The sequence below is a fragment of the Streptomyces sp. R818 genome (assembly GCF_056172735.1).
Window position 1 is genome coordinate 236,394 of record NZ_JAOCNE010000003.1, and the last position, 24,007, is coordinate 260,400.

22 protein-coding genes are annotated in these 24,007 nt (G+C 70.6%); 7 read left to right on the forward strand and 15 right to left on the reverse strand.

Annotated features, from left to right (window positions below; all coding sequences use genetic code 11):
- The first annotated feature begins 468 nt into the window (after positions 1-468).
- Positions 469-1,671, forward strand: a complete 1,203-nt coding sequence (locus N5I75_RS06185; RefSeq protein ID WP_476675122.1) for an amino acid deaminase/aldolase — start codon at positions 469-471, stop codon at positions 1,669-1,671.
- Here the strand turns inward: N5I75_RS06185 and N5I75_RS06190 are convergent.
- Genes N5I75_RS06190 through N5I75_RS06210 form a run of 5 tightly spaced genes read right to left on the reverse strand, consistent with a single transcriptional unit; the run spans position 1,656 to position 6,654 of the window.
- The gene (locus N5I75_RS06190; protein ID WP_476675124.1) at positions 1,656-1,760 is read right to left on the reverse strand and encodes a DUF2510 domain-containing protein; all 105 of its coding nucleotides are present in this window, start codon (positions 1,758-1,760) and stop codon (positions 1,656-1,658) included. The genes N5I75_RS06185 and N5I75_RS06190 overlap by 16 nt on opposite strands.
- A 42-nt stretch (positions 1,761-1,802) precedes the next feature.
- Positions 1,803-3,086, reverse strand: a complete 1,284-nt coding sequence (locus N5I75_RS06195) for an HAD family hydrolase (protein WP_476675126.1) — start codon at positions 3,084-3,086, stop codon at positions 1,803-1,805.
- Between the two features lie 31 nt (positions 3,087-3,117).
- A complete protein-coding gene (locus N5I75_RS06200; RefSeq protein ID WP_476675128.1) occupies positions 3,118-3,906 on the reverse strand; it encodes a 3-oxoacyl-ACP reductase in 789 nt (262 codons plus the stop codon).
- Positions 3,903-5,273 (reverse strand): aldehyde dehydrogenase family protein, encoded by a 1,371-nt coding sequence (locus N5I75_RS06205; RefSeq protein ID WP_476676935.1) that lies wholly within the window; start codon positions 5,271-5,273, stop codon positions 3,903-3,905. Before N5I75_RS06205 ends, N5I75_RS06200 begins: the two co-directional genes overlap by 4 nt.
- Positions 5,274-5,295: 22 nt before the next feature.
- The gene (locus tag N5I75_RS06210; protein WP_476675130.1) at positions 5,296-6,654 is read right to left on the reverse strand and encodes a glutamine synthetase family protein; all 1,359 of its coding nucleotides are present in this window, start codon (positions 6,652-6,654) and stop codon (positions 5,296-5,298) included.
- A 104-nt stretch (positions 6,655-6,758) separates the two neighbouring features.
- On the opposite strand from N5I75_RS06210, the gene N5I75_RS06215 reads away from it, so the two are divergent.
- Positions 6,759-7,484 carry a FadR/GntR family transcriptional regulator gene (locus N5I75_RS06215; protein ID WP_476675132.1) on the forward strand — a complete coding sequence of 242 codons (726 nt, stop codon included), beginning with the start codon at positions 6,759-6,761 and terminating at the stop codon, positions 7,482-7,484.
- A gap of 155 nt (positions 7,485-7,639) precedes the next feature.
- The gene (locus N5I75_RS06220) at positions 7,640-8,335 is read left to right on the forward strand and encodes a gamma-glutamyl-gamma-aminobutyrate hydrolase family protein (RefSeq protein WP_476675134.1); all 696 of its coding nucleotides are present in this window, start codon (positions 7,640-7,642) and stop codon (positions 8,333-8,335) included.
- A 175-nt stretch (positions 8,336-8,510) separates the two neighbouring features.
- Here N5I75_RS06220 and N5I75_RS06225 read toward each other — a convergent pair whose 3' ends face one another.
- Positions 8,511-9,461: a LysR family transcriptional regulator gene (locus tag N5I75_RS06225; RefSeq protein ID WP_476675136.1), complete on the reverse strand. Its 951-nt coding sequence runs from the start codon at positions 9,459-9,461 to the stop codon at positions 8,511-8,513.
- Positions 9,462-9,531: 70 nt separating this feature from the next.
- On the opposite strand from N5I75_RS06225, the gene N5I75_RS06230 reads away from it, so the two are divergent.
- Positions 9,532-10,650: a TDT family transporter gene (locus tag N5I75_RS06230; protein ID WP_476675138.1), complete on the forward strand. Its 1,119-nt coding sequence runs from the start codon at positions 9,532-9,534 to the stop codon at positions 10,648-10,650.
- 2 nt (positions 10,651-10,652) lie between these two features.
- On the opposite strand, the gene N5I75_RS06235 is transcribed toward N5I75_RS06230, so the two are convergent.
- The 4 genes from N5I75_RS06235 to N5I75_RS06250 all read right to left on the reverse strand — a co-directional run bounded on the left by N5I75_RS06235 (position 10,653) and on the right by N5I75_RS06250 (position 15,890).
- A complete protein-coding gene (locus tag N5I75_RS06235) occupies positions 10,653-11,372 on the reverse strand; it encodes a helical backbone metal receptor (protein ID WP_476675140.1) in 720 nt (239 codons plus the stop codon).
- Between the two features lie 9 nt (positions 11,373-11,381).
- Positions 11,382-11,954 (reverse strand): helix-turn-helix domain-containing protein, encoded by a 573-nt coding sequence (locus N5I75_RS06240; RefSeq protein ID WP_476675142.1) that lies wholly within the window; start codon positions 11,952-11,954, stop codon positions 11,382-11,384.
- Between the two features lie 212 nt (positions 11,955-12,166).
- Positions 12,167-14,776 carry an ABC transporter permease/substrate binding protein gene (locus tag N5I75_RS06245; RefSeq protein WP_476675144.1) on the reverse strand — a complete coding sequence of 870 codons (2,610 nt, stop codon included), beginning with the start codon at positions 14,774-14,776 and terminating at the stop codon, positions 12,167-12,169.
- Positions 14,769-15,890 (reverse strand): quaternary amine ABC transporter ATP-binding protein, encoded by a 1,122-nt coding sequence (locus N5I75_RS06250; protein ID WP_476675146.1) that lies wholly within the window; start codon positions 15,888-15,890, stop codon positions 14,769-14,771. The genes N5I75_RS06245 and N5I75_RS06250 overlap by 8 nt, the downstream gene beginning before the upstream one ends.
- 242 nt (positions 15,891-16,132) lie before the next feature.
- On the opposite strand from N5I75_RS06250, the gene N5I75_RS06255 reads away from it, so the two are divergent.
- From N5I75_RS06255 to N5I75_RS06265, 3 genes are all read left to right on the forward strand, one after another.
- Entirely contained in the window at positions 16,133-17,074 is a 942-nt protein-coding gene (locus tag N5I75_RS06255) for a 5'-3' exonuclease (RefSeq protein WP_476676936.1), read from the forward strand.
- A 46-nt stretch (positions 17,075-17,120) separates the two neighbouring features.
- A complete protein-coding gene (locus N5I75_RS06260) occupies positions 17,121-17,960 on the forward strand; it encodes a siderophore-interacting protein (RefSeq protein ID WP_476675148.1) in 840 nt (279 codons plus the stop codon).
- Between the two features lie 245 nt (positions 17,961-18,205).
- On the forward strand, positions 18,206-19,150 hold the full coding sequence (locus N5I75_RS06265; protein ID WP_476675150.1) for a pseudouridine synthase: 945 nt from the start codon (positions 18,206-18,208) through the stop codon (positions 19,148-19,150).
- Here the strand turns inward: N5I75_RS06265 and N5I75_RS06270 are convergent.
- The 5 genes from N5I75_RS06270 to N5I75_RS06290 all read right to left on the reverse strand — a co-directional run bounded on the left by N5I75_RS06270 (position 19,144) and on the right by N5I75_RS06290 (position 23,979).
- Positions 19,144-20,661 carry a cytochrome P450 gene (locus N5I75_RS06270; protein ID WP_476675152.1) on the reverse strand — a complete coding sequence of 506 codons (1,518 nt, stop codon included), beginning with the start codon at positions 20,659-20,661 and terminating at the stop codon, positions 19,144-19,146. The genes N5I75_RS06265 and N5I75_RS06270 overlap by 7 nt on opposite strands.
- 76 nt (positions 20,662-20,737) lie before the next feature.
- Complete coding sequence (locus tag N5I75_RS06275; RefSeq protein ID WP_476675154.1) at positions 20,738-21,385, reverse strand: GTP-binding protein; 648 nt, start codon at positions 21,383-21,385, stop codon at positions 20,738-20,740.
- Complete coding sequence (locus N5I75_RS06280; RefSeq protein WP_476675156.1) at positions 21,366-21,833, reverse strand: DUF742 domain-containing protein; 468 nt, start codon at positions 21,831-21,833, stop codon at positions 21,366-21,368. Before N5I75_RS06280 ends, N5I75_RS06275 begins: the two co-directional genes overlap by 20 nt.
- Entirely contained in the window at positions 21,830-22,237 is a 408-nt protein-coding gene (locus tag N5I75_RS06285) for a roadblock/LC7 domain-containing protein (protein ID WP_394435407.1), read from the reverse strand. The genes N5I75_RS06280 and N5I75_RS06285 overlap by 4 nt, the downstream gene beginning before the upstream one ends.
- A complete protein-coding gene (locus tag N5I75_RS06290) occupies positions 22,234-23,979 on the reverse strand; it encodes an ATP-binding protein (RefSeq protein ID WP_476675158.1) in 1,746 nt (581 codons plus the stop codon). The genes N5I75_RS06285 and N5I75_RS06290 overlap by 4 nt, the downstream gene beginning before the upstream one ends.
- Between the last annotated feature and the right edge of the window lie 28 nt (positions 23,980-24,007).

Here is a 24,007-nt window from a genome sequence, read left to right on the forward strand (position 1 = left end):
GCGGCGCCGTCGTGGCTGGGCGCGCCGTTCCCCGCGCCCCTGGCGGGGTGTGCCTGCGGCGGGATCGGCGTGGCTCGGGGGGCCGTCGGGGTGTTCGCTTGTGCGGCGCCGTCGTGGTTGCTCGCGCCGTTCCCCGCGCCCCTGGCGGGGTTTGCCTGGGGCGGGAGATGTGTCGCTCGGGTGGCCGAGGGCTGTGGTGGGGTGTCCGGGAGGCGGGAGGACGGGGTCGGTGGGGGTGGGGTCGTCGGCATGGGGGGCGTCGCGGGGGGCTGGGCCGGGCGTGGTGGGGTCGAGGGGCGCGGCGGGACGCTGCGGGCTTCCGTGCTCATGCCTCCCCGTTTCCTCAGCCTGCGTGCGCGTCACTCTAACGGGCCCGCCCATGGACCGGGCCACACAGTCCACGCCCGCGGCCGATCTGCCCGGAACGTCCCTCTACCCTGCGGTAATCGGGTCTGGCAGGCTGCGTCCATGACACCGCGCGCCGCCGACCGGGCCCGCTTCGACCGGGCCACCGCACACCTCGACGCCCCGCTGGCGCTCGTGGATCTGGACGCCTTCGACGCCAACGCCGACGACCTTCTGCGCCGTGCCGCCGGGAAGCCGATCCGGGTGGCCAGCAAGTCCGTACGGTGCCGGGCCCTGCTGGAGCGGGTCCTCGCCAGGGACGGGTTCGCCGGGATCATGTCGTTCACGCTGGCGGAGTCGATCTGGCTGGCGCGGTCCGGGTTCGAGGACGTCCTGCTCGCCTATCCGTCGGCCGACCGGGCCGCCTACGCCGAGCTGGCGCACGATCCGAAGCTGGCCGCCGCCGTGACCGTGATGGTCGACGACCCGGCGCAGTTGCAGCTGATCGACAGTGCCCGGGACGGGGGCCGTGAGGAGATCCGGGTCTGCCTGGAGCTCGACACCTCGTGGCAGGTGCTCGGCGGGCGCGTGCGGATCGGCGCCCTGCGTTCGCCTCTGCGCACCCCGGCCCAACTCGCCGAACTGGCAAGGTCGGTGGGGCGCAGGCCCGGGTTCCGGCTCGTCGGGATCATGGCGTACGAGGGGCATGTGGCCGGGGTCGGCGACGCGCTGGCGGGGCGTCCCGTGCGGTCCCGGGCGATCCGGCTGATGCAGGCGGCGGCGCGCAAGGAGCTGGCCGTGCGCCGCGCGGAGGTGGTGCGGGCCGTGCGCGCGGTCGCGCCGGACCTGGAGTTCGTCAACGGCGGCGGGACCGGGAGCGTCCAGCACACCGCCGCCGAGGACTCGGTCACCGAGATCGCCGCGGGCTCGGGGCTCTACGTGCCGCGCCTCTTCGACAACTACACCTCCTTCAGCGGGCGTCCGGCCGCGCTGTTCGCCCAGCCGGTCGTGCGCAGGCCCGGTGTCGGCGTCGTCACCGTGCTCGGCGGCGGCTACCCGGCGTCGGGTGCGGCGGGCCCGGACCGGCTCCCGGTGCCGTATCTGCCGGAGGGGCTGCGCTACGACGCCCAGGAGGGGCCCGGCGAGGTGCAGACGCCGCTGCTCGGCTCGGCCGCCGACGATCTGCTCATCGGCGACAAGGTGTGGTTCCGGCACGCGAAGGCCGGTGAACTGTGCGAGCGGTTCGAGGCGTTGCACCTCGTGGCGGGGGACGCGATCACCGAGACCGTGCCCACGTATCGCGGTGAGGGCTACACCTTCCTCTGACCGGGGGCCTTGGTCCACGCCGCCCCGTGCCACCAGCGTTCGGTGGCCGGGGCGTGCGGGTCCGGGTACCTGCCGGGCGGCGGTGTCACGCTCGTCCCGGCACTGTGGGGCGCGCGGCCCCGGCCCGTGGTTCAGTGCACGGAGTCGACCTGATCGGGTACGACCGAGCCGTCCGCCCGGTGCAGCGGCCCGAACCCGCCCTCGGGAAGGTTGTAGGCCGCGGTCGAGCAGGGGTACGTGCCGGGCTTCCGCGGCAGCGGCTCGATGAACATGGGGTTGGCGACCCAGCGTCCGTCGGCGTTGTCGTAGGCGCGGCACATGATCTCGTTCTTGTTCCGGTTGAGGACGAGGTGGGCGCCGGTCGCGTCGCCGACGAAGGTCACGTCGGTGTCGGCGTCGCCGCCGCCGAGCGCGATGCGCTTGCCGAAGCTCTGCTTCTTCCAGGCGGCCTTGCCCTGCACACCGTAGATCTCCTGGTTGATCCAGCAGCGCTTGCCGTCGATGTACGGGATGGCCTCGCCCTGGGTCCGCCCGACGCCGCCGCAGCCCTCGTTGTACGGGGTGATGCGGCCCTTGCGGTCCAGTACGGAGCGGATCGCGACGGTGTGCGCGCGGTCGATGCCGACGCCGCGCGACCAGACCTCCGTCACCGGCTCGGACCCGGCGGACACGATCCACACGTCGAAGCCGGCCTTCTGCAGCGTACGGATCAGGTCGCGCTGCTGCGCGTAGTAGCGGACGTAGCCGGGGATGGTGTGCGTGCCGAGCTTCTGGGTGGCGCCGACCGGAGCGGCGAGCGCCTCCTTGCGGGCGGCGGCCGCGTACGACTCCAGTTCGGGGACGGTGTGCCCGGCGAAGAGCTGCGGCACCCAGGCGTACTGGGGGACGGTGCGGCGGTGGTTCCAGTCGCCCGCGAAGGCGGCGGCGCCGCTCATCGTCTTGCCGGACTCGCGGATGTTGAAGATCTCGTCCGTGCAGTCGGTGTCGGTGGAGGTGGGCAGCGGGGAGCCGACGGGGACGCGGGTGCCGCAGGCGGCGGTGAGCGCCTTGTCGGCGTCGTCCGTCAGCCACTTGCTGGTCTTCTTCCAGCTCGCGGGGCGCAGGATCTTGTCGTGCTTGAGGGACCAGGCGATGGTCGCGTCGGTGACGTCGTTCTTGGAGACGGTGTTGTCCCAGTCGAACGCGGCGACGGGGCGCGGGCCCCGGTGGCCGTTGCAGCTGCCCCGTTCGTCGATCGTGCGCTGGAGCTTGGCGCGGTTGTGCCCGTACCAGGGCAGCTTCTCCGACAGCTGCGGGCAGGCCCGGGACGTGGTGGGGGACGCGGACGTGGCGGCGGCCGCAGGAGAGACGAGAGCCGCGGCCACCAGGGAGGTGACCACGGCCGAGGTCCACGCGGCAACATCTCTGTTACGCATTCGGGGACCGTACACCGATGTGGCGTGTCCCCTACAGAGGCGTGACGTACGCGCCCGAAATGCCGCCGTCAACAAGGAAGTCGGTGGCGTTGACGAAGGCGGCGTCGTCGCTGGCGAGGAAGGCGACGGCGGCGGCGATCTCGTCGGCCTCGGCGAACCGCCCGACCGGAATGTGCACGAGGCGCCGCGCGGCCCGCTCCGGGTCCTTGGCGAACAGTTCCTGGAGGAGCGGCGTGTTCACCGGACCCGGGCACAGGGCGTTCACCCGGATGCCCTCCCGCGCGAACTGCACGCCCAGCTCGCGCGACATGGCGAGGACGCCGCCCTTGGAGGCGGTGTACGAGATCTGGGAGGTGGCGGCGCCCATCCGCGCGACGAACGACGCCGTGTTGATGATCGACCCCTTGCCCTGGCGCCGCATGTACGGGATCGCCGCCTTGCAGCACAGGTACACGGAGGTGAGATTGACGTCCTGGACGCGCTTCCACGCCTCCAGGCCCGTGTCGAGGATGGAGTCGTCGTCGGGCGGCGAGATCCCCGCGTTGTTGAAGGCGACGTCGACGGAACCGTAGGTGTCGTAGGCGGTACGGAACAGCGCCTCGACCTGCTCGGCGTCGGTGACGTCGACCCGCACGAAGACCCCGCCCACCTCCTCGGCGGCCTTCTTCCCCGTCACCTCGTCGATGTCGCCGCAGACGACGTGGGCGCCCTCGGAGGCGAGGCGGCGGACGGTGGCGAGGCCGATGCCGCTCCCGGCGCCGGTGACGACGGCGGTGCGGCCGACGAGACGGCGGCAGATGGTGTCCTGCGAATCGGTCACTGGGAAGGGCCCTCCGTGCTGATGAAGACGTTCTTGGTCTCGGTGAAGGCGGTCAGCGCGTCGGGCCCCAGCTCGCGCCCGAGCCCGGATTGCTTGAAGCCGCCGAACGGGGTGGAGTAGCGGACGGCCGAGTGCGAGTTCACGGACAGGTTCCCGGCGCGGACGGCGCCGGACACGCGCAGGGCGCGGCCCAGGTCGCGGGTCCAGAGCGAACCGGCGAGCCCGTACGGGGTCGCGTCGGCCAGGCGGATCGCGTCCTGCTCGTCGGTGAACGGGAGCAGCACCGCGACGGGCCCGAAGATCTCCTCGGTGGCCGCCGGGGAGTCGGCCGCCTCCCCCGTGAGCACGGTCGGCGGGAACCAGAACCCGGGCCCGGTGGGCGCGCTGCCCCGGATGCCGTCGGCGGCGTCGGGCACCATTCCCCGTACGCGGTCGAGCTGCCGGCGCGAGATGAGCGGCCCCATCTGCGTCTTGTCGTCGAGCGGATCGCCGACGACGACGGCGCCGATCGCGTCCCCGAGGAGCGCCGCGCACTCCTCGTACACCGACTCCTGGACGAGGACGCGGGTGCGGGCGCAGCAGTCCTGCCCCGAGTTGTCGAGGAAGGAGAAGGGATCGAGGGCGCGGGGCAGGTCCGCGTCGGCGAAGACGATGTTGGGGCTCTTGCCGCCGAGTTCGAGGGTGACGGGTTTGACCTGCGCGGCGCAGCGCTCCATGACCTCGCGGCCGGTGCGGGTGGACCCGGTGAAGACGATCTTGGCGACGCCCGGGTGGTCGACAAGGGCGCGGCCCGCGACGTGCCCGTGCCCCGGAACGACCTGGAAGAGGCCCTCGGGCAGACCGGCCTCCAGGGCGAGTTCGGCGAGGCGGAGTGCGGTCAGCGGGGTCGTCTCGGCGGGTTTGAGGACGACGGCGTTGCCTGCCGCGAGCGCGGGGGCGGTGCCCCATGCGGCGATCGGCAGGGGGAAGTTCCAGGGGGCGATGACGCCGACGACGCCGAGGGGTTCGTGGAAGGTGACGTTCCAGCCGCCGGGTACGGGAATCTGCGCCCCGTTCAACCGTTCGGCGCCACCGGCCGCGTAGAGGAGCAGATCGCGTACGTTCCCGGCTTCCCAGCGGGCGTTGCCGAGGAGGTGTCCGGCTTCGCGGACCTCCAACCGGGCCAGTTCTTCGACGTGTTGGTCGACGGTGTCGGCGAAGCGGCGCAGGAGCCGGGCCCGGTCGGCGGGGGCGACGGCCGCCCAGGAGCGCTGGGCGCGGACGGCGCGTACGACGGCGGTGTCGATGTCCTCGGGGGTGGCGGCGGGGACGGTGGCGACGACCTCTTCGGTCGCGGGGTTCAGCACCTCGAGAGGCGGCTGGGACAACAGCTGGGACAACAGAGGGTCCTCACATGCGTTCGAAGGAGCGGCGCAGCTCCCAGTCGGTCACCGCGGCGTCGAAGGCGTCGGTCTCGACCCGGGCCATGTTGCGGTAGTGGGCGACGACCTCCTCGCCGAAGGCCGCCGCGGCGATGGGGCTGTTCTCCCAGAGCTCGGCGGCTTCGCGCAGGGTGGTGGGGACGTGCTCGTACCCGGCGTCGTAGGCGTTGCCCGCGCAAGCGTCGGGGAGGTCGAGTTTGTGCTCGATGCCGTGCAGACCGGCAGCGACCAGGCCCGCGACGGCGAGGTGCGGATTGACGTCGCCGCCGGGGAGCCGGTTCTCGAAGCGGAGCGAGGGGCCGTGGCCGACGACGCGCAGGGCGCAGGTGCGGTTGTCGTGCCCCCAGGCGACGGCGGTCGGGGCGAACGACCCCGCCTTGAACCGCTTGTAGGAGTTGATGTGCGGGGCGTAGAGCAGGGAGAAGTCCCGCAGGGCGGCGAGCTGCCCGGCGAGGAAGTGGCGCATGACCTGGGACATCCCGTCCGGGCCCGCCATCACGCTCGTACCCGCCTCGTCGGTGAGGGAGAGATGGATGTGGCAGGAGTTGCCCTCGCGCTCGTCGTACTTGGCCATGAAGGTGAGCGAGACGCCTTCCTGCGCGGCGATCTCCTTGGCGCCCGTCTTGTAGATCGCGTGCTGGTCGCAGGTGGTGAGGGCCTCGTCGTAGCGGAAAACGATCTCGTGCTGTCCCGGGTTGCACTCGCCCTTGGCGGACTCGACGGTGAGGCCCGCGCCCGCCATCTCGTTGCGGATGCGGCGCAGGAGGGGCTCGATGCGGCCGGTGCCGAGGATCGAGTAGTCGATGTTGTACTGGTTGGCCGGGGTGAGACCGCGGTAGTTGGCGTCCCAGGCCCGCTCGTAGCTGTCCTTGAAGACGATGAACTCCAGCTCGGTGCCGGCCTGGGCGCGCAGGCCGTGCTCGGCGAGACGGTCGAGCTGGCGGCGCAGGATCTGCCGGGGCGCGGCGACGACGGGCGAGCCGTCCTCCCAGGCGAGGTCGGCGATAAGCATCGCGGTGCCCGGGTGCCAGGGGACGCGGCGCAGGGTGGCCGGGTCGGGGCGCATGGCGAAGTCGCCGTAGCCGCGGTCCCAGGACGACATGGCGTAGCCCTCGACGGTGTTCATCTCGGCGTCGACGGCGAGCAGGTAGTTGCAGCCCTCGGTGCCGTGGTGCAGGACCTCGTCGAGGAAGAAGCGGGCGGCGAACCGCTTGCCCTGGAGCCGCCCCTGCATGTCGGGGAAGGCGAGGACCACGGTGTCGATCTCGCCGCCCGCGACCAGGGCGTGCAGCTCCTCCACGCCGAGCGGGGGTGTGCGGTCTGCCACGGAAGAAACCTCCTTGGATCCCGGGGGTCCCGGGGGTCCCCCGGGTCGGCCGGGAGCCATAAGGTATTGCCGCAGACCATTGCTTGGGAAGGGGACCGGTCCGTATGGCGCACACGGACGGCGCGGGCGGCCTCGGCACGGTGCTGCGCCCGGTGCGGGCGGGCAACGGGTTCGAGGAGGCCCTCGAACAGATACTCCAGGTCGTCCGCCTCGGGCTGGTCCCGGGCGGCGAACGGCTGCCGTCGGAGCGGGAGTTGGCGGACCGGCTCGGCATCAGCCGCGTCACGCTCCGGGAAGTCCTGAAGGTGTTGCAGGACCAGGGCCTGGTGGAGTCGCGGCGCGGCCGCTACGGCGGCACGTTCGTGCTGCCGCGCTCGGGCGCGGCGGGCGAGGACGAGCTGCGGCGCCGCGTGGAGGGCGTCGACATCGAGGACGTCCTGCGCTTCAGGGAGGTCCTGGAGGTGGGCGCGGCGGGCCTGTGCGCGGCGCACCCCCTCGACGAGAACGGGGCCGCGCGACTGCGCACAGCCCTCGCCGCCACCCACGACGCGCCGCTCGCCGACTACCGCCGCCAGGACACCCTCCTCCACCTCACCCTCGCCGACCTGTGCGGCTCCCCGTCGCTGGCCGCCCAGTACGCGGCGGTCCGCGCCGCACTGAACGACCTCCTGGACTGCATCCCCCTGCTCGTACGGAACCTGGAGCACTCCCAGCGCCAGCACACCGCGCTGGTGGAGGCGGTGCTCGACGGCGACGCGGACGGCGCGCGGGAGATGACGCGCGAGCACTGCGGCGGCACGGCGGCGCTGCTGCGCGGCTTCTTGACCTGACGACGGTTCCGCAATGGTGCGGAGCCATGCCAATGAGGTGCCCGCATGCTGAACGCCCCGGTGGCCCGCGCGACGATCACCTACGCTCTGAGGCCGGCCGGACCGGAGAAGACCGCACCGCACACAGCACGGCCGAGGTTGGGGAGCACGGCACCATGGTGAGGCCGCTGATAGGCATCAGCACCTATCTGGAGAAGCAGACCCGCTGGGGCGTGTGGGAGCTGCCCGCCGCGCTGCTCCCGGTCGGCTACCCGGAGCTGGTCCAGAGTTCGGGCGGCATCGCCGTCATGCTGCCGCCCGACGCCGCGGTCAACGCCCCGTCGGTGGTGGCGCGGCTCGACGGCGTGATCGTCGCGGGCGGCCCCGACGTGGACCCCGGCCGCTACGGCGCCGAGCGCGACCCGCGTACGGGCCCGGCCGCGACGGAGCGGGACACCTGGGAGCTCGCCCTGATCCGCGCCGCGATGACCTCAGGCACCCCGCTGCTCGGGGTCTGCCGCGGCATGCAGCTCCTGAACGTGGCGCTCGGCGGGACGCTGACGCAGCACCTGGACGGCCACGTGAAGGAGGTCGGCACGTTCGGCCGCCACACCGTGACCCCGGTCCCCGGCACCCGCTACGGCGACCTGGTCCCGGAACCGTCGGACGTCCCGACCTACCACCACCAGGCCGTCGACCGCCTCGGCCGCGGCCTGGTCGCCTCGGCCCACGCGGCGGACGGCACGATCGAGGCGGTGGAGCTGCCCGGAATGACCTGGGTGATGGGCGTCCAGTGGCACCCGGAGATGGGCGAGGACACACGGGTGACGAGGGGCCTGACACGAGCGGCATCGGCCCCGCACGGATTCTGACCACTCAAGCCAGGCCTCCGGCGGTCGACCCACTGCAGCCCCTCCGGTGGTCAGCCCACTTGGGGTCCTCCGGCGACCACCCAATCAAGCCCCTCCGGCGATTGAGGAGCGGGGTCCGGGGCGGAGCCCCGTGACCCGAACCGCAACCCGCCGCACGGAACCCCCGTAGAAAAACTCAGGCCGACCGGGTCAACCCCAGCAAATCCCTGGCAGGCCCCACCGGCAGGTGCCCCGCAGGCCAGACCGCCCGAAGATCCCGAGCAAGCCGAGCCCCCTCCATGGGCACCCGCACGAGCCGCCGCGCGGAAAGCTCCTCCCCCACAGCCAGCTCACTCAGCACGGACGGCCCGGCCCCGCTGACCGCCGCCGCCTTCACCGCAGTGGTCGAGGACAGCTCGATGAGCGGCCGGGCGAGCCCGCCGAGCGCCGCGTCGAGCACCTGCCGAGTCCCCGACCCCTCCTCCCGCAGGATGAGCGGCGTGGCGGCAAGCTCCTCCGCCGTGAGCGGCCGCCGCCGACGCACCCACGGATGGCTCGGCGCGGCCACGACGATCAGGTGATCGTGGGCGATGACGGTCGCGTCGAGCCCCGCCGGAACCGACAGCCCCTCCACGAACCCCAGATCCGCCTCCCCCGCGAGCAACCGCTCGGCGACCGCCGCCGAGTTCCCGGCGAGCAACGACACCGCCGTGTCGGGCCGCGCCGCCCGCAACGCGATCAGCCAGCGCGGCAGCAGATACTCGGCGATGGTCATGCTGGCGGCGACCCGCAGCCGCGAGTCCCGCCGGTCGCGCAGCGCCTGCGCCCCGGCGTCGAACTCCTCGGCCGCCTCGACGACGCGCCGCGCCCAGTCCGTGACGAGGGCGCCCGTCGCGGTGAGCCGGGACCCGCGCGGCGAACGGTCGACGAGGGCGAGCCCGAGCTGCCGCTCCATCGACCGGATCCGGCTGCTCGCGGCGGGCTGGGTGATGCCGAGTTCGCGCGCGGCGCCCCCGAGACTCCCGAGCCGGGCCACGGCCAGCAGAAGTTCCAGGGCACCGAGGTCGGGCACGCGATGCGCCAACATGCCCGGCGGCGGCTGCGCAGGGGGGCCGGGGGACTCGCCGCGCTCCTTGCTGCTGCTCATAAAGGCAGCTTATGCCCCCATAGTGACAACGTCCCTGGTGGGGCCGGAGCCTACACGCGACGGTGGAGTCATGGTCACCGTCGCCCACCCCACCGCAGCCCCGGCGCCCCGCGCCGCCGCCGTCCGCCACCTGGGCCCCCACTGGTACGCCGCCGTCATGGGCACCGCCATCGTCGCGAACGCGGGCGCGACCCTGCCGCTGGACTTCACCGGACTGCGGCCGGCGTGCACGGCGATCTGGGCGCTGTCCTTCGCGGCGCTCCTCGCGCTGCTCACCGCGAGGGCCCTGCACTGGACCCACCACCGCGACCAGGCACGGGCCCATCTGCTCGACCCGGCGGCGGCCCCGTTCTACGGCTGCCTGTCGATGGCGCTCCTTGCGGTGGGCGGCGGCACGATGCTCGTGGGCCGCGACTGGATCGGCGAAGAGGCGGCGCTGGCGATCGACACGGTGCTGTTCACCGTCGGCACGCTGACCGGGCTGGCAGCGGCGGTGGCGGTCCCGTACCTGATGGTGACGAGGCACCGCATCGAGCCGGGCCAGGCCTCACCGGTATGGCTCCTGCCGGTGGTGGCGCCCATGGTCTCCGCGGCGCTCGGCCCGCTGCTCCTCGCGCACCTGCCGCCCGGCGCCTGGCAGCAGACCCTGCTCCTCGCCTGCTACGCGATGTTCGGCATGAGCCTCCTGGCGACGCTCGTCATGCTGCCCCTGATCTTCGCCCGCCTGGTGACGACGGGGCCGCTCCCCCTGGCCCTGACCCCGGCGCTCTTCCTGGTCCTGGGCCCGCTGGGCCAGTCGACGACGGCGGTGAACAAGTTCGCGGACGCGGCGGCCGGCACCCTCCCCGCCGCCTACGCCCACGGCTTCAAGGCGTTCGCGATCCTCTACGGCGTCCCCGTGACGGGTTTCGCCCTCCTGTGGCTGGCGCTGGCCGTGGCCCTGGTGGCGCGGGCACGACGCGGCGGCCTGCGCTTCTCGATGACGTGGTGGGCGTTCACCTTCCCGGTCGGCACCTGCGTGACGGGCGCGGAGGGCCTGGCCGCGCGCACGGGCCTGCCGGTCTTCGACGTCCTGGCCGTCGCGCTCTACGCGGTCCTGGTGACGGCCTGGGCGACAGCCGCGCTGCACACGACACGAGGCCTCCTCAACGGCCGCCTCCTGGCCCCGCCCGCCCCGGTACGGGCCTGACCTCAGCGCCCGTACGCGGCCCGCAGGCCGTCGGAGAGCACCCGCGCCGCCTCCCCGAGCGAAGGCCCGTACCAGGTGAGATGGCGCCCGCTGACGAGCGCGGCGGGAACGTCGAACGCCTCGGGCCCGTCGTCGGCGGTGAACCGGTACGGCTCGTCGGGCAGCACCACGAGGTCCGCCCCGACGGCCCGCAGCTCATCGAGCGGAATCCGCGGATACCGCTCGGCATGACCGGCGTACACGTTCTCGACACCGAGCCGCCGGAGCAGATCACCGGCGAAGGTGTCCCGCCCGAGCACCATCCAGGGCCGCCGCCAGACGGGCACGACACCCCGCAGGGGCGGCTCGACAGGAGCGACGGCCGACCAGGCGGCCTCGGCCTCATCGAGCCAGCGCGGCCGCGAGGAGCTCCCACAGGCAAGCAGAAGGCGCTCCAACTCACCCCACGCGTCGTCCAGTTCACGCACGACAGTGACGAGCACCTCGACCCCGGCGGCGCGCAAGGCCGCCAGATCGGGCTCCCGGTTCTCCTCCTCGTTGGCAAGAACGAGATCGGGACGGAGGGCGAGGACGGCCGGCACATCAGGATTCTTGGTCCCACCCACGCGAGCCACCTCGAGCCCCACGGGATGGCTGCACCAGTCGGTGGCCCCCACCAGGACATCCGGCGACGTCACCGCGACGGCCTCGGTCAGCGACGGGACCAGGGACACCACACGCACGACGGGCGGCTACTTCGGTCCGGGCTCGTCGACCGCGTCGATGTGCTCGGCGACCGCCACGACGAGGACCCGCGCCTCGGCCACGGTCGCCCGCCACCGATGCCGTACGCCCCCGGTCAGGTACAAGGTGTCGCCGCGCACGAGCCGATAGGCGCGCCCCTCGGCCTCCACCTCGACAGCTCCCCCGGTGACATGCATGAGGACGTCGTTGCGGAGCTGGAACTCGCGCCCCGGATCGTGGTCCCCCACGAACTCCTGGGCGTGCATCTGGTGGTGCCCGCGCACGAGGGACCGTACGACGGGGTCCGTACCGTCCTCGACGCTCGTGTCGTCGGCGCGTACGAGGTCGACGGTGCGGGCGGGATCGGCGGCGGCGAGGAGCTCGACGGCGGTGGTGCCGAGGGCGTCGGCGACCTTCTCCAGGGAGCGCTGGCTGGGCCGGGCCCGCTCGTTCTCCACCTGGCTGAGGAAGGGCACGGACAGGCCGCTACGCTCGGCGACGGCGGAGAGGGTCAGCTCGAGCGTCCGGCGCCGGCGCCGGACAGCCGCGCCCACGCGCAACGACTCCTTGTGCTCGTCCATGGGTCCGCTCCCTCCCACCGCATTGCTCTGCTCGTTTGAATGCACCCTACGCATGTTCGTCCGACGGTTTCATGCGAGCGCGGTAAGCGGTGGGTCACGATCAGGGGCGTCCCGGGTCACGGAACGCACGAAAGGTGGGTCCCCCCGCAACCTCTGCTACGGCGGAACCCACCCTTTCGTTCACCCGCGAGGGGGCGTCAGGCGTCGGACGGTCAGGAGGCGGTCATCCGCTTCTCGACGTCCTGATGCGTCTCGAGCCACGCGGAGACGGCCTTCTCCTCCTGGCCCTGACCGCGCTTCTTGATCTCGGCCTCCAGGCTGCCCAGCTCGTCCTCGCTCATCTTGAAGTTCTTGAACCACTTCGTGAGCTGCGGGTAGTCGCCGGGGAAGGACTTGTGGGCGATGGTCCGGATGGTGTTGCCCTCGCCGAACTTCTTCTTCGGGTCGGCCAGCTTGGTCAGCTCGTACTCGCTGTACGCCCAGTGCGGTGACCAGAGCACGACGGCGACCGGCTCCTTCTTGGCGTACGCGCGCTTCAGCTCCGCCAGCATCGCCGGGGTGGAGCCGTCGACGACCTTGTACTCCTTGTCCAGGCCGTAGCCGGGGAGCACCTCCTTCTTGAGGAGGTTCATCTCGCCGGTGCCCGGCTCGATGCCGATGATCCGGCCGTCGAAGGTGTCGGCCTTGCCCTTGAGGTCCGCGAGGGACTTGACGCCCTTCACGTACGACGGAACGGCGACCTCCAGCGAGGTCGGGCTGTACCAGCTGCCCAGGTCGACGAGGTTGTCCTTGCTCTTCTCCCAGTAGTTGCTCTGGGCGTGCGGCAGCCAGGCGTCGAAGTTGACGTCGAGGTCACCGCTGGCGAGACCGGTGTAGACCGGGCCGACGTCCATCTGCTTCAGGTTGAGCTTGTAGCCGCGCTTCTCCAGCACGTTCTTCCACAGATACGTGACGGCGACGTCCTCGTCCCAGGGGAACCAGGCTACATTGACCGGGTCCTTGGAGTCGCTGCCGCTGTCCTTCTTCTCGACAGGGGCGAACGTGTCGACGACGCCCGGGTTGGCCTTCAGCCACGCCTTGACGGCGTCCTGCTGCTTGCCCTTGCCCGCCTTGTTGATCTCGGCCTCGAGACTGGTGAGCTGCTTCTCGCTCATCTTGAAGTCCTTGAGCCACTTGGCGACCTCGGGGTTGTCGTTCCCGAAGCCCTTGCGGGCCAGCGAGTGCACGCCGTCGCCCTTGCCCCAGACACCCTTCGGGTCCTTCAGCTTCTTCAGCTTGTAGTCGTTGTACGCCCAGTGCGGCGACCAGAGCGGCACGACGATCGGCTTCTTCTTGGCGTACGCGCGCTTCAGCTCCGCCAGCATCGCCGGGGTGGAGCTGTCGACGACCTTGTACTCCTTGTCGAGGCCGTACGCCTTGAGGACCTTGCTCTTGAGCAGCCCGGTCTCACCGGCGCTGGCCTCGATGCCGGTGATCTTGCCACCGAACTGGGCGCCCTTGCCCTTGAGGTCGGCGAGGGAGTCGATGCCGTCCATGTAGGCGGGCACCGTCAGCTCCAGGGACGTCTCGTCGTACCAGGCGCCGAGGTCCTCGAGGTCCTTGCCGTACTTCTTCCAGTACTGCGCGTGCGTGGTCGGCAGCCAGGAGTCGGTCTCGAAGTCGACGCTGCCCTGGGCGAGCGAGGTGTAGAGGGGGCCCGCGTCGAACTGCTTGGCCTGGACCTCGAACCCGCGCTGCTCCAGGATCTCCTTCCACAGGTACGTGGAGGCGACGCCCTCGTCCCAGGGGATGTACCCGATGGTGAGCTTCTTGCCCTGCCCGACATTGGTCCCGTCGTCGGAAGCGGTAGAGGTGGAGGACCCACCGAAGATCCCCATGCCCCCGGCGACGAGCGCGAGAACCACGACACCCACGACGGCGACGACGGGACGCGGCCGGTAGGACCAGATCTGCATGCCCTGCGCGGCACGCAGCTTGGCGAGCGCGCGGCGGCCGAGCGGGGAGACCTGCTGACCGAGCGAGCTGGTCATGCGGTCGAGGTAGATGGCCAGGATGACGATGGCGATACCGGACTCGGCGCCCAGACCGACGTTGAGCTGGCCGATGGCCTCGTTGACGTCGGCACCGAGACCCTCGGTGCCGACCATGCCCGCGATGGCGGCCATGGACAGACCGAGCATGATGACCTGGTTGACACCGGCCATGATCGTCGGCAGCGCGAGCGGCAGCTGCACCCGCAGCAGGGTGTTGCCCGGCTTCGTACCGAACGCCTCGGCGGCCTCGACCAGCTCCTTGTCGACCTGGCGGATGCCCAGCTCGGTCATCCGGACGCCCGGCGGCACCGCGAAGATCAGGGTGGCGACGATGCCGGCGGGAGCGCCGGACCCGAAGAACAGGATGGCCGGGATCAGGTAGACCATGGCCGGCAGCGTCTGCATGAGGTCGAGAACGGGCCGGAACAGCCCGCTCACGCGATTGGACCGAGCGGCCCAGATACCGAGCGGCACACCGATGATCAACGCGATGAGCGTCGAGACGAGCACCAGCGACAAGGTCTGCATGGCGTGGTCCCACAACTCAAGGTTGTCGATGAACCACAGACCCACAAACGTCAGCACGGCCGCCAGAGTGCCGCGCAGCCAGAAGGCGATGACGGCGAAGATACCCACGAGCAGCAGCGGCTCGGGCGCCTGCAGAACATCGGTGATGCCGGTGTAGACACCGTCGAAGCAGGTCTTCAGGAAATCGAACAGCCAGGCCATGTGGTTGAGCAGCCACTCGACCACATCGTTGACCCAGTCACCGAAGGGAATCCTAGGCACCGGCGTTCACCTTCTCGACCGGACCGTCCCCTTCACCGCGCGGGGTGGGGACGGTGTCTCGCAGCTCACCGCTGTCACTGTTCTCGACGGACTTCATGGGCTCACCGAGCACGGCGAGCAGCCGCTCCCTGGGCACGACGCCCACGACACTCCCGTCCTCGCCGGTGACGGCGACGGGTATGTCACTGGTGGAGCAGGGCGTGAACAGCTCGATGATCGGAGTGTCCTCGGAGACCTTTGCCGGGGCGTCGGAGGCCCGGTACCCCTCCGCGGGGGTGCCCATGATGGCGCCCGCGGTCAGCACACGGGACCGGTCGACGTCCTGGGTGAAGGAGGCGACGTAGTCATCGGCGGGAGTGACGAGGATGTCCTCGGCGGTGCCGATCTGCACGATGCGCCCATCGCGCATGACGGCGATACGGTCACCGAGCCGCATGGCCTCGTTGAGATCATGGGTAATAAAAACGATCGTCTTCTTGAGCGTCTTCTGCAGATCGAGCAGCTGATCCTGCATGTCGCGCCGGATGAGCGGGTCGAGCGCGCTGAAGGACTCGTCCATCAGCAGAAGATCGGCATCGGTGGCAAGCGCACGTGCGAGACCGACACGCTGCTGCATACCGCCGGACAGCTCGTCGGGGAAGGACTTCTCCCACCCTTCGAGACCGGCCAGACGCAGGGCTTCGGTGGCCCGCTTCTCCCGCTCGGCGCGCGCGATGCCCTGCACCTCGAGCCCGTAGGCCGCGTTCTCCAGGACGGAGCGGTGCGGGAAGAGGGCGAAGTGCTGGAAGACCATGCTGATCTTCTTGGAGCGGACCTCGCGCAGTTCGCGCGGGGACAGCTCGGTGAGGTCGTCGCCGTCGAAGCGAACGTGTCCGGCCGTCGGCTCAAGGAGTCCGTTCAGCATCCGCAGAAGAGTGGACTTACCGGACCCTGAAAGACCCATGACGACGAAGATCTGGCCGGGCTCGACGGTGAAGGAAGCGTCGATCACGGCTGCCGTCGTGCCGTCGGCGCGCAGTTCCTCCCGGTCGGCTCCGCGGCGGAGTTTCTCCACCGCCTCAACGGGTCGTCTGCCGAACACCTTGTACAGGTCTTCGGCCTCAAGCCTGGACACATACACCTCTCGGGTCGAACCAAGACGGCCCGCCTCCCCCGCCGGCGGGCCGTGGTGCGGTACGGGGTCTGCCCGTGTCGTCCGGCCAACCGTTCAATAGTTGAACATGCGACCGGGTCCGCTCCGAGGCGGCGCCTGCCCGAACTTATGCACACCAAACAAAAAGGTGGCCCAGCTCACAGACGGTGAGCGGAACCGCACAGTAAGCGGGCAAACGGTCACTGTCAGTGCGGTACGGCATGATGCGAATCGTGACCCAGACAACCCAACGCCTGATGCTGCTAGACACCGCGTCCCTGTATTTCCGGGCGTACTTCGGAGTCCCGGACTCCGTGAAGGCCCCGGACGGCACCCCGGTCAACGCGGTGCGCGGCCTGCTCGACTTCATCACCCGCCTAGTGAGCGACCACCACCCCACGGACCTGGTGGCATGCATGGACGCGGACTGGCGCCCGCAGTGGCGCGTGGACCTCATCCCCTCCTACAAGGCGCACCGGGTGGCCGAGGAGAAGCCGACCGGCACCCCGGACGAGGAGGAGATCCCGGACACGCTCTCCCCCCAGGTGCCGATCATCGAGGCGGTCCTGGACGCCTTGGGCATCGCACGAGTAGGAGTGCCCCGTTACGAAGCGGACGACGTAATCGGCACATACACCGCACAAGCAACAATCCCAGTAGACATCGTCACGGGAGACAGAGACCTCTACCAACTGGTGAACGACGAGAAGAAACGCCGCGTCCTGTACCCCCTCAAGGGAGTAGGAACGCTGCAGATCACGGACGAGACGCTCCTCCGCGAGAAGTACGGGGTGGACGGCGCGGGCTACGCGGACATGGCGATCCTGCGCGGCGACCCGAGCGACGGCCTCCCCGGAGTCCCCGGCATCGGCGAGAAAACAGCGGCGAAGCTACTCACCCAGTACAAGACACTGGGGGCCATCATCGAGGCGGCAAGCGACCCCACCTCAAAGCTCACCCCCACCCAACGCAAACGTCTGACGGAAGCACACGACTACCTGCAGGTGGCCCCGAAGGTGGTCCAGGTGGCAACAGACGTGAAGCTCCCCGCCACCCCCACCGCACTCCCCACACACCCCCAGGACCCGGAACTCCTCAGCCACCTGACCTCACGCTGGGGCTTGGGCGGATCTTTGCACCGCCTGCTCACCACCCTCTCCTCCTGAAATGCTAGCTTAGGGTTACCTAACTAAGTATCGAGGGAGACGACACATGGCCGAGCGTCCCGCACGCAAGCCCCGTAAGGCCCGCTCGGCGCAGGTCGTGCGCACCGAGCGGCTGACGCCGCACATGCAGCGAGTGGTGCTCGGCGGCGAGGGACTGGCGGACCTCCCGGAGCTGGAGTACACGGACCACTACGTGAAGCTGCTCTTCGCCCCGAAGGGAGCGACCCTCCCGGAGCCGCTCGACATGGAGCGCGTCCGGGAGGAGCTGCCGCGCGAGCAGTGGCCCGTGACCCGCACCTACACGGTCCGCGCCTGGAACCCCGAGACCCGCGAGCTGACGCTGGACTTCGTCGTCCACGGCGACGAGGGCCTGGCCGGCCCGTGGGCGGCGCACGCGCAGCCCGGCGAGATCATCCACTTCATGGGCCCGGGCGGCGCCTACGCACCCGACCCCGAGGCGGACTGGCACCTCCTGGCCGGCGACGAGAGCGCGCTGCCCGCAGTGGCAGCGGCCCTGGAGGCGCTGCCGCAGGGCGCGAAGGCCCACGTCTTCCTGGAGATCGAGAGCCCCGAGGAGGAGCAGAAGATCGACACCCATGCGGAGATCACCTGGCTCCACCGCCAGGGCCGCCCGGTGGGCCAGTCCCTGATCAAGGCAGTCACCGAACTGGACTTCCCCGAGGGCCGTCTGCAGGCCTTCGTCCACGGCGAGGCCGGCTTCGTGAAGGAACTCCGCCGCCACCTCCGTATCGACCGCCAGATCCCGCGCGAGGACCTGTCGATCTCCGGCTACTGGCGGCTCGGCCACAACGAGGACGGCTGGCAGGCGTCGAAGCGCGACTGGAACGCCCAGGTCGAGGCGGAGCAGGAAACGCAGCAGCCCTGACGGGGACCAGCCACGTACGTCGTTCAGAGACGTACGAGACGGGAGGGGCCGCTCGGGGTATGTCCGCGCGCAGCACAGTTCACGCGGTGACAAGGCCCGAAGCAACCGGCGATGCCATCAAGATGGCGAGCACGGACATACCCCGAGCGGCACCGTACCCACCCCGACACCTGTCGGAGACGACGGAGAGCCGCTGACCGGTCCCCGGACGGCCCCCCTCCCTTCCTGCGTACGCTGACCCCGAGATGAGACACCGCAGGCGCACGCCCCCCTCCCCGCTCCCCCAACGCGACGGCATCGACGCGGTACGCGTACGCCTGCCCCCGGACAACGGCTGGGCGACAACGAGGGACCACTTGGTGGCCCGCCTGACACCGGCAGGCAGCGCGAAGATCGACGAGCTGATCGACAAGGGCCGCATAGTCGACGAGACGGGCACCCCGATCACCGCCACGACGCCCTACACCCCGGGCAGACACATCTGGTTCCACAGGGAACTCCCCCCGGAACCCGAGGTCCCGTTCACACTCAAAACAATCCACCAAGACGCCCACATCATCGTGGCGGACAAGCCCCACTTCCTGGCGACGACGCCGCGCGGCAGCCACGTCAGGGAGACAGCGCTGACCCGCCTGCGCAGAGAGACCGGCGTGGAAACCCTGAGCCCGGCACACCGCCTGGACCGCCTGACCGCGGGTCTGGTGCTGTTCGTGGTGCGCCCGGAGGACAGAGGAAAATACCAAACGCTGTTCCGGGACAGAGAAATCACCAAACACTACGAGGCGGTAGCACACCACAAACCAGGGACGTACCCCGTGACGATCCACAGCAGAATCGAAAAACACCGGGGCAGCCTCACAGCGACCGAGATCCCGAACGAGGCCCCCAACGCGGAAACCACGATCACCCTGGCAGAAACAAAAGGAAGTCTGGCCCGCTACCACCTGACCCCCCGCACGGGCAGAACCCACCAGCTACGCGTCCACATGAACTCCCTGGGCACGCCGATCCTGGGCGACCCGCTCTACCCGAGCATCGCGGACGCGACGGCCCCGGACGACTACCGCAGGCCGCTCCAACTACTGGCACGCACACTGGAGTTCAGGGACCCGGTGACGCACCGGGAACACCGTTTCGTGAGCGACCGGCAGCTGGAGGCCTGGGAGTCGTACGAGACCTGGTCTCAGTAGCCGCGCCACCACCGGAGGAACCGCTGCCAGGCCCCGGCCGGGGCAGCAGCAGCGCCCGGAGGCACGGCCGGCGACGGCGGAACGACGACGGTCTCGGAGACGGCCTCGGCGGGCGCGGCGGCGGGGGCGACGGCCTCACCACCCCCGGAGGAGACACGCCACTCGGGCCGGGGCGGCGGCACCATGCTGGGCCGGGCGACGACATCCTGCTGCGCCCGGGGCGTGAAGGAGACGGGCAGCGAGACGAGATGCTGCGAAAGAATGGTGGACCGCCACTGCAACTGCTCCTCGTCCACCGACAGTTCGGCGTCGGGCAGCCGCATGAGGAACGCGTCGACCCCGATGTCGGCGATGGCGCGCCCGATGTCCTGCCCGGGGCATTCATGGGGCCCGCCCCCGAAGGCGAGGTGGGACCGGTTGCCCTGCATGTGCTGGGTCGGATCGGGCCGCACGGCGGGGTCGACGTTGCCGGGCGCGATGCCGAAGATGAGGGCGTCACCGGCGCGGACGTGCTGCTCGCCGAGCTGGGTGTCCACCTTGGCGTAGTAGGCGACCATGGCGCTGAAGGGCGGCTCGTCCCAGAGGGACTGCTCGACGGCCTCGGGGACGGTCATCTGCCCGCCGTTGAGCTGGGCGCGGAAGCGCGGGTCGGTGAGGACGGTGCGCAGGACGTTGGCGATGAGGTTGGCGGTGGCCTCGTAGGCGGCGATGAGGACGAGCCGCAGGTTCTGCCCGACCTCGTCGTCGCTGAGGGCGGCGGGCGCGGTGACGAGGCGGCTGATGAAGTCCTCCTCGGGGGCGGCACGGCGCCGGACGGTGAGCTCCATGAGGATGCCCATGATGTATTCGTTGCTGGCGATGGCCGTCTCGGTGCCCTTGATCAGGTCGCGGGCGGCCTGGACGAACCGCTCGCTGTAGGCCTCGGAGGCGCCGAAGACGTCGAGCATGGCCATCATCGGCAGATGCTCGGCGTACTCGCTGACGAGGTCGCAGGAGCCGCGCTCGCTGAACCGGTTGATGATCTCCTGGCAGGCCCGGTTGATGGCGTGGCGCAGGGACCGGTGGTCGATGATCTCGAGGGCGTAGGTGACGGCGCCGCGCAGCCGGAGGTGTTCGGCGCCCTCGGCCATCGAGCAGATGGGCTGCCAGCTGAAGACGGGGGCGAGGGGGTGGGTGGGTTTGACGGTGCCGTTCTTGAGGGCGGTCCAGTTGCGGGCGTCCCGGTTGTACTGGGAGGTGGTGCGGACCATGTGGAGGTTCTCGCTGTGGCCGAGGACGGCCCAGACGCGCACGTCGTCGTGGATGAGCGCGGGGGCGACGGAGCCGTGCTCGGCGCGGAGCTTCTCGTAGACGGCGGCGAGGTCGGCCTCGGCCTCGGGCCCGTAGAGCCGCCGGGCGCCGTCGGGCCCGAGGGCATGGGCGGGACAGCCGGGCGGCGGCCCGCCGAGGGGGTCCTGCAGCGGATCGAACCCGAACGAGGCCGGGGAGGACGAGGAGGGGGGAGGCGTCACGCTGATCGCTCCGTTGGTATGGCGACGGGGGTCGAAGTGGAAAAACCAGTAGTTGCTGGGGGAATCGGCCGGAACCTCAGACGTGCTGCAACGCCATCTCATGCAGATACCGCATGAGGGTCAGAAGGACATCGCGGCTGGAGGCCCGCCGCCGGGCATCGCACTCGATGATCGGCACGTGCGGATCGAGATCGAGGGCGACGCGCAGCTCGTCGACGGGGTAACTGGGCCCGTCGGGGAAGGCGTTGTTGGCGATGACGAAGGGAACGCCGCGCTCCTCGAGCCGCCCGATGACGTCGAAGCTGACTTCGAGGCGCCGGGTGTCGATGAGGACGACGGCGCCGAGGGCGCCCTCGAACAGCCCGTTCCACAGGAACCAGAAGCGTTCCTGGCCGGGGGTGCCGAAGAGATAGAGGACGAGCTCCTCGGTGATGCTGATCCGGCCGAAGTCCATGGCCACGGTGGTGGCGGTCTTCGTGTCGGAACCGTAGTTGTCGTCGACGCCGATCCCGGCCTGTGTCATGGTCTCTTCGGTGGTGAGCGGCCGGATCTCGCTGACGGAGCCGACCATGGTGGTCTTGCCGACGCCGAACCCGCCCACGATGACGATCTTCACGGCGGAGGAGACGGTGTCGGGCATCCGGTCCTCGGCGCGCGGCCCGGGAAGGTGCACTCCACCGGTGGGGGCGGCGGCGCCGACGGGGTCAGAGCTTCTGTAGTCCATGCATCACCGCTTCGAGGAGGGAACGGTCCGCGACGTTGCTCCGGATGACCGGGGCGCGGGAGTGGACCAGTTCGGCCGCGAGGAGCTCACCGAGCAGCACGGTGACCACGCTGAAGGGCAGATTGAGGTAGGCCGAGATCTCGGCCGTGGACAGCGGCGTCCGGCACATGCGCAGGACGGCGGTCTGTTCGGGGGGCGCGGCGGCGGGAGGGTCGGCGCACGCGACGATGAGGGTGACGAGGTCGAGGGTGGCGCGGTCGGTGCCGTCGGTGCCGCCGGTGATGACGTAGAGCCGCTCGGGGTCCCTGGGGTCCTTGGGGTCCTTGGACCCTTTGGGCTCCCTGGGCGCCGCGCCGGAATCCTCGGTGTCCTTGGCGAACCGCCGCTCGCGCCGGGGCGGCGGCGGTCCTTCGTCACGGAACGGGGGTTCGGAAGAGCGCGGACTCATACGGTCTGCCCGTTGCGTCGGGGCGGACTCGTGAGGTGGGCGCCGATCCGGATGACGAGGTCGCGCATCTGGTGGCTGACGAGACCGGCGTCGACGTACGGATCGGCGAGAACCGCCAGGTAGGCGCCCTTTCCGGCGGCCATCAGATAGAAGAAGCCGCCGTCGACCTCGATGATGACCATGTTCATCTTGCCGTTGCTCTCCGGGATCTCGGAGGCGACGGCGGAGGCGAGGGACTGCAGGCCGGCGCAGGCGGCGGCGATCCGGTCGGCGCCGTCGGGGTCGCCGCCGTAGCGGGCGATGCGCAGGCCGTCCGCGGAGAGCACCACGACCTGGCGCACGTTGGGCACGCCGTCGGCGAGCTCCTTGAGCATCCAGTCGAAGTTGGCGCGTTGCTGGATCACTGGCGGTCTCCCTCGTCGACCTGCTGGGTGTACGCGTCGGTGGTGCCGGCCCCGTCGGAAGGCCCGGCCTTGTCGTGCTCGCCGGACGCACCGGGCTCGCCGGACGTACTGGGCTCATCGGGCTTGAGGCCGTTCATGAACGCCTCGACCCAGAGCCCGGGTTCGGGCTGCGGCCGCTCATCGGCGTCCTGCTCGCCGTACGGACCGACCGGATCGCCGTACGTCGCGGACGCGTCCCCGTACGGCCCGGACGAGGTGCCGTACGCCCCGCCGCCGGAGTCGGCGGACGGCCGGGAGGGGGACGTGCGGTCGGAGGACGGGGCGGGCCCCGAGAGATCCGGGTGGCGCGGCGTCACGATGATCTGCGCGTCGACGATCTTCGTGTCGACCTTCCTGCGGCGCTGCGGCAGCCCGTTGGGCCGCCATTCGGTGACCACGGGTACGTCGTCCTCCATCGCGGGCACGACGGGGGCGGAGTGGCGCGGTCCCGTCGTGGGCCGCCGCGTCTTCTTCAGCCGCGGCTCTTCCTTGATCGGTACGCCGTTGTGGTCGACGCGCGGTACGGCGGAGGCGCCGATGCCGTGGGCGAGGCCGGGCGCGGGCCCGGTGCTCATCATGTCGCGCGGGACGACGAGGACGGCGCGGACGCCGCCGTAGGCGGACTGCCGCAGGGAGATGTCCATGTTGTACATGGCGCAGAGCCGGCCGACGATGGCGAGGCCGAGGCGCGGGTTCTCGCCGAGGTCGTTGAGGTCGATGCCCTGCTTGGCCCGGTCGAGCATGCGCTCTGCCTTGAGGCGCTGCTCCTCGCTGAGGCTGACGCCGCCGTCCTCGATCTCGATGGCGATGCCGGTCTGCACCTCGACGGCGGTGACGTGCACCTTGGTCTGCGGCGGCGAGTAGCGGGTGGCGTTGTCGAGGAGTTCGGCGCAGGCGTGGATGAGGGGTTCCACGGAGACGCCGCGGATGGCCACGTCGCAGATGGACTTCAGGTCGATGCGCGGGTATTCGAGGATGCGGGACATGGCGCCGCGCAGCACGCTGTAGAGGCGGACGGGCTGGGGCCACTGGCGGCCGGGCCTGGCGTTGCCGAGGACGGTGACGGAGTCGGCGAGGCGGCCGATCAGGGCGGTGCCGTGGTCGATGCGCAGGAGGTCGTCGAAGACCTCGGGGTTGCGGCCGTGGTCCTCCTCCATCTCGCGGAGTTCCTGGGCCTGTTTGTGGACGATGGCCTGGACGCGGCGGGCGATGGAGACGAAGGCGCGCTGCGCGGCGTCGCGCATCGACTCCTCGAGGTCGATCTCCTTGAGGGCCATGCGCAGCAGTTCGCGCTCGCCCGGGGTGGCGTCGCGGAAGGCGGGGTCGGCGTCGCAGGTGTTGCGGACGGCGTTGCCGGGGTTGTCGCCGGTGTGCAGGCGGTACAGGGCGGCCGGCAGGGCTTCCTTGGCGATGCGCAGCGTCCGCCGTTCCTTGGCGTCGAGCTGTTCCTCCAGGTCGGCGACGTGGCGCGCGTACTGGGCGCGCACCCCCCTGAGGAGGCGGCCGCGCCGGACCGCCTCGGCCGCGACGGCGACGACGAGGAGCGTGCCGAGCGTGCCGCACAGGGCTACGGCGAGGCGGGCGGGCTGTGTGACCAGGCCGACGGCCGCTCCGGTGGCGGCGGCCATGACCATGGCGGGGAGCAGGAGCACGCGTGTGTAGGGGACGTCTTGGCCACCGGGAGGCGATTGAACACTCACCATGTATGCCCTCTGAACAGTCAGTCGGATC